At 56.5% G+C, this 3759-nt stretch carries 2 protein-coding genes and 1 tRNA gene; all 3 read left to right on the forward strand.

Translation table 11 applies throughout. The features are described from left to right. The first annotated feature begins 803 nt into the window (after positions 1-803). A tRNA-Ser gene (locus tag ACF8AM_RS03160) sits at positions 804-869 on the forward strand. Positions 870-1298: 429 nt separating this feature from the next. After that, positions 1299-2414: a slipin family protein gene (locus ACF8AM_RS03165; protein ID WP_392554239.1), complete on the forward strand. Its 1116-nt coding sequence runs from the start codon at positions 1299-1301 to the stop codon at positions 2412-2414. Positions 2415-2534: 120 nt separating this feature from the next. Next, positions 2535-3587 (forward strand): ADP-ribosylglycohydrolase family protein, encoded by a 1053-nt coding sequence (locus ACF8AM_RS03170; protein ID WP_392554240.1) that lies wholly within the window; start codon positions 2535-2537, stop codon positions 3585-3587. Positions 3588-3759 lie beyond the last annotated feature (172 nt).

Genomic DNA, 3759 nt, shown 5'->3' on the forward strand with positions numbered 1-3759 from the left:
CTTCGCGCGTGTGGCTTGATGCTGATCCAAATCGCTACCGACATCGAGATTATTGACGAAAAGGGGAAGGGGCTATGGCACGGGCTCAAACCCAAACTGCGGTGGCGTCACAGTTTCGGTTCGGATTCCAGGCGTTTGCAAGGTGGTACCGTGTGCCGCTGGCGGATGCTGAATCCAATCACAAAGATATCGGCATGCAAGAGAGCGGAGCGACCGCAATCAAGAACGTGAGCGAACCACCTGTCGCCGCTCCGCGGCTTTATTGCGATGCGGTCGCCCAGGGGCCCTCGGGTTGAAACCCGAGGCTGTCAAGTGTCACCGCTCCGCGGTTTGATCGGGGGAGCGTTGAAACATGCTTCAACGCCTAAAACCAGACACGATCGTCATGCATTTCATTCACCGCGCTTGTTCAGTTCCCTGTTCAGCGTTTCTTCGATGCACCTCCAGCCAGCAAAGGATTTAGCACGCGGGATTGCCAGCGAGGTGAATCAGTCAAGCGAATGTCCTTGTGAGGGTGCATTCATCTCGCTTCCTTCCAAGTGATCTTTGCTGTTTGATTTTCGATATCCAGAAACACGCTCGCTGATTCAAACTCGCGCGTGTAGGTGGTTCCGTCCTCTGCCGCTAGACTTGCCTTCTGCAGGCATTCGATCGCGAACCAATTGCCTCGCGTGGTGTCATGGTGGGTGCGATCAGTCGGTGTGAGTTCCGGCGGCGCGGTGGCCTCGCGGGTTTGCGATTGGTTTTCCGTGTACCGCGAAATTCTTTGTGAAGGGACGGGTTCTAAACAGGCATCGACCGAAGTAGCTCAGTTGGTTAGAGCATCAGTTGAGAAAACTGACTGTCACGGGTTCGAATCCCGTCACGCATCACCGCTTTGACCAAAAAGTCAGAGCGTCGGGCGCTAAGCGTCTCAATGGAAGCTGGCGGGCATTCGGTTGCCTTGTCGAATCGGCTGATGAAAACGAGCGACCTTGATCGCAAGTTTTTGTTTGGCAACACAATGATTTCGCCCTGCAAGTTCGCAGACGGATCATCTAGCAACATCGAAGGAAGCCGAGGACGGAGTTTGAAACTTGGATTGGCAACGCAAAGCCCAGGCCGTGCCACGCTGATCCAAGCCAGATTCCCGAAGCAGCAGACGACGGTCAAGCTGGATGATTTCGAGCCAACTTCCGCGAATGTTTCGTGTGATTCCGCGAACAACCGCGTGCCCAAAAGCCTCCGTTTTCATTGGACAGGCATCCCGCCTGTCAATTTCAATTGTCCTCGCAGGCTAGAAGCCTACGCCACCAATCATGTTCAAGACGATTCTTATCCGCAGCTACGAAGTCGGGTTAAAGTTCCGCGACGGTGAATTCGTTGGGCTCCTCGAATCCGGACGGCACTTCGTGTTTGCGCGGTTCGGCAAGACCACGATCCAAGTGGTGAGCAAGCGAGATCCATGGATCCATCACGAACAACTGGATGTGATCGCAAAGTCCGGTGCACTGTCTGGCAAAGCCGACGTGGTCGATTTGCAGGATCACCAGCGAGCGTTGGTGTGGGTCGACGGTCGATTCAGTCGCGTGCTTGGCCCTGGCCTGCACGCTCACTGGGTTGGCGTTCGCGATGTCCGTATCGAAACGATTGCGGTGGAAGACGCCCGGTTCGAGCACAAACAGCTCGCGTCGATCGTTCGCGGTGGCGACGCCAATCGATTCCTCGATGTGTGCAAGGTCGAACGTGATCATGTCGGCGTGCTGTTCTTGGATGGCGGCTATGTCGACCAGCTCCGTCCTGGTTTGTACGCGTTTTGGAAGGATGCAGGTGACGCTCGCGTTGTCGAAATCGACATGCGTGAATCACAGGTCGACGTGTCGGGCCAAGAAATGTTGACCGCTGACAAGGTGAGTTTGCGAATCAACGCGATGATCACTTATGTGGTGAAGGACGCTCGCCGTGCTGTGAGTGCATCGGATGATGCGCGACAATCGATTTACCGCGAAACGCAGCTTGCGTTGCGGTCCGCGGTTGGCAATCGAGACCTCGATGTGTTCCTGTCGGGGCAAGCAGGCAACGAGAAGTATGATTTGATCGAAGAACTCGAAACCAACGTCCGCGACCGAGCCAGCGTGCTTGGTTTGGAAGTCATTTCGATTGGCATCCGCGATGTCATCCTGCCTGGCGACATGAAGGACTTGATGAACAAGGTGACGGAGGCCAAGAAAGCGGCCGAGGCCAACTTGATCGCACGTCGTGAAGAAACGGCTGCCATGCGTAGCCAAGCCAACACGGCAAAGTTGCTGGCGGACAACCCGACGCTGATGCGACTCCGGGAATTGGAGGTGCTTGAAAAAATCGCCTCCACCGGCAACATGAACATCGTGCTGGGCGACAAAGGACTCGCCGATCGCGTTGTGAACCTGCTGTAAAACAAACATGCCCGCGGCGGAGTGATCTGTCGCGGGCATGTTTCGTTGGCAAGGCCGATGCAACGATTTCCGCAACAATCCATGCTTGTTCTCATCCATTACAGAAGGAGCGAAAACGCAATGACCGGCGACGCCATATCAGGATGCATCTTGGGAACTGCCGTTGGCGATGCGCTGGGCCTTCCCTACGAAGGCGTGTCGCCGATGAGGGCAGAACGTTTGCTTGGGCCACCAGATCGTTATCGCTTCTTGCTGGGTTGCGGGATGATCTCGGACGATACGGAGCACACGTGCATGGTGGCTCAGTCGCTGATCGAAGCACGCGGCGATATCGATGTGTTCACCAAACGTTTTGCAAGTCGGCTGCGTTGGTGGATCTTCGCCTTGCCAGCGGGAGTTGGCAAAGCGACGGCTCGGTCCGGAGTCAAACTGTGGTTGGGCGCCAAGCCAGAAAACGCGGGTGTGTTCTCCGCTGGAAACGGGCCGGCGATGCGAGCGGCGATCTTCGGTGCCGCGTTCGACGATTTGCCATCGCTGCTGAAAATGGTGCGAGCCTCCTCACGACTGACACACAGCGACCCCAAAGCGGAGCACGGAGCGATCGCGGTGGCGCTGGCTGCCAAGCATTCGCGTGCACACGCAACCGTCGATGCGAATCGCTGGCACGATCAAGTGGTCGATTCGATTGGCGAAAATGGCACGGAACTGGTTGGTCTGCTCCGCCAAGCGATCGAGAGCGTCGGAGCAAGAGAGTCCACGATCACGTTTGCCAATTCACTGGGGCAGGGCAACGGAGTCACCGGATACACGTATCACACCGTTCCGGTTGCAATTCATGCGTGGCTTTCACACCCGAAGGATTTTCGACAAGCCGTGACTGAGATGATTCGCTGCGGAGGCGACGCTGACACAACCGCCGCGATCGTTGGCGGCATTGTGGGTGCCGGGGTTGGTCGCGAAGGAATTCCCACCGAATGGATCCATGGCATTTGCGAATGGCCTCGCAGCACAGCGTGGATGGAGCGACTCGGTGATTCGCTGGCTCGTTCCGTTGCCGGTGATGCATCCGTCCAAACACCCACCGTCCATCCGATCGCTGTCCTGCTTCGCAATCTATTTTTTCTAATCGTTGTTCTCTTTCACGGCTTCCGCCGTCTTGCCCCACCCTACTGAATGCTGGCGTACTGCTGAGAACAGGACACTTGGTAGCTGGATTCGCAAGAATTCAGAGGTGGGGGTGAGCGTCCGAATGTTTGGCGAATCCGGTTGCCGTGTTGCCATGTAGCAGGTTGTGATGGACCCGTTGTTGTGTAGGCCAGGTCCCACCTGGCGCGGGTGCTATGAC

Origin of the sequence: Rhodopirellula sp. JB055, assembly GCF_043100905.1 — a bacterium.
Classification (GTDB): Bacteria; Planctomycetota; Planctomycetia; order Pirellulales; family Pirellulaceae; genus Rhodopirellula.